At 68.6% G+C, this 4,014-nt stretch carries 7 protein-coding genes; 3 read left to right on the forward strand and 4 right to left on the reverse strand.

Features of this window, described 5'->3' with window-relative positions:
• A partial coding sequence (locus G3O06_RS46940; RefSeq protein WP_205820157.1) for a HAMP domain-containing sensor histidine kinase occupies nt 1-608 on the forward strand: 608 nt, incomplete at its 5' end.
• 15 nt (nt 609-623) lie between these two features.
• Here G3O06_RS46940 and G3O06_RS46945 read toward each other — a convergent pair.
• Nucleotides 624-1,088, reverse strand: a complete 465-nt coding sequence (locus G3O06_RS46945) for an Lrp/AsnC family transcriptional regulator (RefSeq protein ID WP_006481526.1) — start codon at nt 1,086-1,088, stop codon at nt 624-626.
• A 259-nt stretch (nt 1,089-1,347) separates the two neighbouring features.
• Between G3O06_RS46945 and G3O06_RS46950 the strand changes: the two genes are divergently transcribed.
• Together G3O06_RS46950 and G3O06_RS46955 are read left to right on the forward strand one after the other, a co-directional pair.
• Nucleotides 1,348-1,899 (forward strand): Spy/CpxP family protein refolding chaperone, encoded by a 552-nt coding sequence (locus G3O06_RS46950; RefSeq protein WP_205820158.1) that lies wholly within the window; start codon nt 1,348-1,350, stop codon nt 1,897-1,899.
• 135 nt (nt 1,900-2,034) lie between these two features.
• Nucleotides 2,035-2,466: a PGDYG domain-containing protein gene (locus G3O06_RS46955; RefSeq protein WP_174979893.1), complete on the forward strand. Its 432-nt coding sequence runs from the start codon at nt 2,035-2,037 to the stop codon at nt 2,464-2,466.
• Nucleotides 2,467-2,499: 33 nt separating this feature from the next.
• On the opposite strand, the gene G3O06_RS46960 is transcribed toward G3O06_RS46955, so the two are convergent.
• The 3 genes from G3O06_RS46960 to G3O06_RS46970 form a co-directional block, all read right to left on the reverse strand.
• Nucleotides 2,500-2,862: a DUF3022 domain-containing protein gene (locus G3O06_RS46960; protein ID WP_043182999.1), complete on the reverse strand. Its 363-nt coding sequence runs from the start codon at nt 2,860-2,862 to the stop codon at nt 2,500-2,502.
• 13 nt (nt 2,863-2,875) lie between these two features.
• On the reverse strand, nt 2,876-3,664 hold the full coding sequence (locus G3O06_RS46965) for a YhfC family glutamic-type intramembrane protease (RefSeq protein WP_205820159.1): 789 nt from the start codon (nt 3,662-3,664) through the stop codon (nt 2,876-2,878).
• Between the two features lie 54 nt (nt 3,665-3,718).
• On the reverse strand, nt 3,719-4,014 hold a 296-nt coding region (locus tag G3O06_RS46970; protein WP_205820160.1), incomplete at its 5' end, for a substrate-binding domain-containing protein.

Here is a 4,014-nt window from a genome sequence, read left to right on the forward strand (position 1 = left end):
CGCTGCGTGGCGGGCTCGAGCGCAGCCGACACCTGATCGGGCAGCTGCTCGCGCTCGCGCGGGCGCAAAGCGCGCCGGCCGCGCCGCCCGGCGACGTGTCGGTGCATGCGATCTATCGCCGCGTGCTGGAAGACCTGATGCCGCTCGCGGAAGCGAAAACGATCGACATCGGCATCGAAGAAGGCCCGGACACCACCGTGCCCGTCGACGAGCTCGAACTCGTGTCGATCGTGATGAACCTGGTCGACAACGCGATCCGCTACACACCGCCGGGCGGACGCGTGGACCTGTCGACGCAACGCACGGACACGCATGCAAGCGTGACGATCGCCGATACAGGCCCGGGCGTCGCGCCGCACGAACGCGAGCGCGTGTTCGATCCGTTCTACCGGGTGCCCGGCAACGCGCAGATCGGCTCGGGGCTCGGCCTGTCGATCGTGAAGATCGTCGCGGACCGGATGGGCGCCGACATCACGCTCGCATATGCGGATGAAGCGGAATCGCGCGGGTTGCGCATCTCGGTGCGGATTCCGCTGGTGCGGCCACCTGGCACGGCGCATCCGGACAACCGGGCCGATACGCGTGCGCAACACGCGCAGCGCGACTGACACCGCGCTCGAGCGTCAGCCGCCGATCGTCCCGCGATCGATCTTGCGCGACAGAATGATCGACGTCGTCGTGCGTTCGACGCCTTCGAGCGTGCCGATCTGGTCGAGCAGGTCGTTGAGCCGTTCGGGCGAATCGGCGCGCAGCCACGCGACGTAGTCGTACTCGCCGCTCACCGCGCACAGCAGCTGCACCTCCGGCATCCGGTCGAGCTTGCGCAGCACGTCCTTGCCGAACTTCGGCGTGAGGATGATGCCGACGTACGCATAAATGCTTGCATCGAGCACGTCCTGCCCGAGCCGGACGCTGTAGCCGGCGATCACGTTGGTGCGTTCGAGCCGCGCAATACGGGCGACGACCGTCGTGCGCGCCACGTCGAGCTGGCGCGCGAGATCCGCGACGCTGGCGCGCGCGTCGGCCTGCAGCAGCGCGACGAGTTGCCGGTCGAGATCGTCGAGTTGGTCGAGGCGGGGTGGACGCATGAGGCTGGGCCGGGGCACGACGCGCCGGCTGAGTGGAAGGTGACGCGATGATAGCGCCGAACGCCGGAGCGCCCAAACGACATCGCCCGCATCCGATAGATCCGAACCTTTCAATTTCGATTCGTATCGGATGTAAGCAAGTGTCGCATTCACTGCTGCACTGCACTCAACGTGCTACTAATAACGGGCGACGCGAGATGCGCACTTGCGGCAGTTGCCGCCGCGCCCGCTCGCAAGACACCACCCCGGAGAGCCAACCATGAAGAAAATCTCGCTCACCCTCGCTACGCTCGCCGTTGCAGCCAGCGCGTTCGCGCAAACCCCGGCGCAGCCGCAGGCGCCCGCCCAGGCCCCCGCAACGACGGCCGCGGAGTCGGCCCCGAGCGCCGAGCAACGCGCGGCACGCCACGAAGCGCGCGTCGAGCAGCGCATCAAGTACCTGCACGACCAGCTGAAGATCACGTCGGCGCAGGAACCGCAATGGAAGACGTTCGCCGACACGATGCGCGACAACGGCGACACGATGGGCCGCCTCTACCGCGAACGGATGGCCAAGCATGAGGTCTCCGCGCTCGACGACATGAAGCAGTATGCGGAGCTGTCGCAGGCGAACGCCGACGGCGCGAAGAAGCTCGCCGATGCGTTTGCGCCGCTCTACGAGAGCTTCCCGGCCGACCAGAAGGCATTGGCCGACACGACGTTCCGCAGCTGGCTGCATCACGGCGGCGAGCACCGCGGCAAGAGCAAGACGAAGGGCAAGGAAGGCAAGGCGGCAGCCGCGCCGGCCGCCAGCGCGCCCGCGCAGCCCTGACGCCCTCCCCGCCGGCGCCGTGCCGCCCGTCCGGGCCGAACGGCGCCGCGCCGCTCCAGGCGACCGGCGCGTCACACGGCGCGCCGGATTCGGGATAAGCTCCCGGCTTTTACAGCTTTCCCGCACTTCCCCGCCATGCTCGAACTCAAGCACCTCGACCTGCGTACCGATCCGCAGGCCCGCCGCGTCGTCAAGGACGAAACCGTCGCCGTTTCCTTCGCGGAGGCCGACGGCGAACTGATGAGCCTCGAAGGCCCGAACCGCTATGTGGCGGGCGACGCGCTGATCACGGGCTCGACCGGCGACCGCTGGGTCGTGTCGCGCGCGCGCTTCGACGCCAAATACCTGCCCGCCGATCCGGCACGCGCACACGGCGAACCGGGCGCCTACCGGAACCGGCCGGCCGTCGTGCTCGCCCGCCGGATGGACGAGCCGTTCACGATTGCCCGTTCGGAAAACGGCGACACGCTGCGCGGCGTCGCCGGCGACTGGGTGATGCAGTACGCGCCCGGCGACTACGGTGTCGTGCAGGCGCAGCGCTTCGCACAGGTCTACCGCGACGCGTAATGCAGCGCGCCGGCATTGCACCGGCGCGAACGATCAAGCAAAGTCTTCGTCGAGTTCGAGTTCCGCGTCGCGTTCGACGGCCTCACCGGCCGCGTGGCGCTCCTCGAGCGACCCGAGCATCGCTTCCGTATATGCATGCAGCACTGCGTGGCTGCGTGCCCGTTGCATCGGCTTGAGCGCCAGGTAGCGCGCGAGCGCAGCGGGCACGATACGGATATCGAGCGTCATCCGCTTCGGCGCCGAGCCGAATCGCATCGCAAGCCACTGCACGGACAGGAACCGCCCGCGTGCGTCGCTGCTTTCGGCGAAACGCGTCTGCTCCGGAAAGAGATCGCAGATCACGCGTGCGAGCGCGTCGAATTCCGCGCTCTGGCATTCGATCAGATAGTCATCCATCCCGTCTCTCCCGTCAGGCTGCCGATTTCGACGGCCGGCATGCCTTCACCAGCACGACGACCAGGATCGCGGCCAGCACGAAATACGCGGCCTCGACCCAGCCGGCCGGCAGCACGCGCACCTGGTACAGCAGCGCCGGCGCGGCCGCCAGCGCATGCAGCACGATCGCGAGCGGCAACACGCCCGCACGGCCGGCGCGCACGCCGCGCCAGACCAACACCGACAGCGCCAGCTGCAGCACGAATGCCGCGCAGCGTTCGAGCAGCAACAGCAGGATCGACTGCGCCGACAGCGTCGCGAGCATCACGTGCAGCCGCACGACGGTATCGCCCGGCAGGTCGGCGAGCTGCGTCTCGAGCTGGCCGCGGCTCGCGAGCCACGCGAGATACGACCACTGGCCCCACACGAGTACGCCGACGAACCATGCTTCGGCACCACCGTGACCGATCCCGTAGCCGATGCCGCGGCCGTCGCCGGCCGACGGCCCGTAGCGCCGGTTCAGGAAACGCATCCCGAGATAGCGGCCGACTTCCTCGAATACGGCGGTCGCGAGCGCGCTGTACGCGACGAATGCGAGCGGCTGCGTGAGCCAGCCATCCGGCGGCGTCCGGCTCAGCACGAGCCCGTGGAACGCGCGTTCGAGGATCATCGCAAACAGCGTGAAGACGGCCACGCCGACGATCGTGTCGCGGCGGTTCAGCGCCAGCGGCTTGCGCAGGATACGGAAGAGGACGAGCGGCAGGAGCGCGATGATCAGCGTGGCGGCGATCAGCACCGCCAGCGTGACGGGAGCGACAGTCATGTATTTCCTTGTTCGGGGCAGCGCACCTGACGCGCTGCGTGCCCCGAATGATACTCAGCTTGTGGTCGACGCGCGCGCAACCAGCTCGCCCGGCAACAGCGAGACGCGTACGTCGCCCGCTGCGCCGTCGATCCGCTCGTGCACGAATTCGACGGCCTTGTAGCCGATTTCATAGGTCGGCTGGCGGATCGTCGTGATCCCGATCAGCTCGGCCCATTCCGGATCGTCGATCGACAGCAGCGCCGCCCTCTGCTGCCATGCGGTGCCGAAACGCGCGCGCAGGTGGCGCGCGATCGCGAGCGCGACCGGCGCGTTCGCGGCGAACAGCGCCGCGCGCACGCCGCGCCGTG

Source organism: Burkholderia sp. Ac-20345 (genome assembly GCF_017104825.1).
Taxonomy (GTDB): domain Bacteria; phylum Pseudomonadota; class Gammaproteobacteria; order Burkholderiales; family Burkholderiaceae; genus Burkholderia; species Burkholderia lata_B.

What these genes read in the sequence shown, in the direction of transcription:
- G3O06_RS46950 (WP_205820158.1), top strand. Translation starts at nt 1,348, where the DNA reads ATGAAGAAAATCTCGCTCACCCTCGCTACGCTCGCCGTTGCAGCCAGC.
- G3O06_RS46965 (WP_205820159.1), bottom strand. Translation starts at nt 3,664, where the DNA reads ATGACTGTCGCTCCCGTCACGCTGGCGGTGCTGATCGCCGCCACGCTG.
- G3O06_RS46945 (WP_006481526.1), bottom strand. Translation starts at nt 1,088, where the DNA reads ATGCGTCCACCCCGCCTCGACCAACTCGACGATCTCGACCGGCAACTC.
- G3O06_RS46960 (WP_043182999.1), bottom strand. Translation starts at nt 2,862, where the DNA reads ATGGATGACTATCTGATCGAATGCCAGAGCGCGGAATTCGACGCGCTC.
- G3O06_RS46955 (WP_174979893.1), top strand. Translation starts at nt 2,035, where the DNA reads ATGCTCGAACTCAAGCACCTCGACCTGCGTACCGATCCGCAGGCCCGC.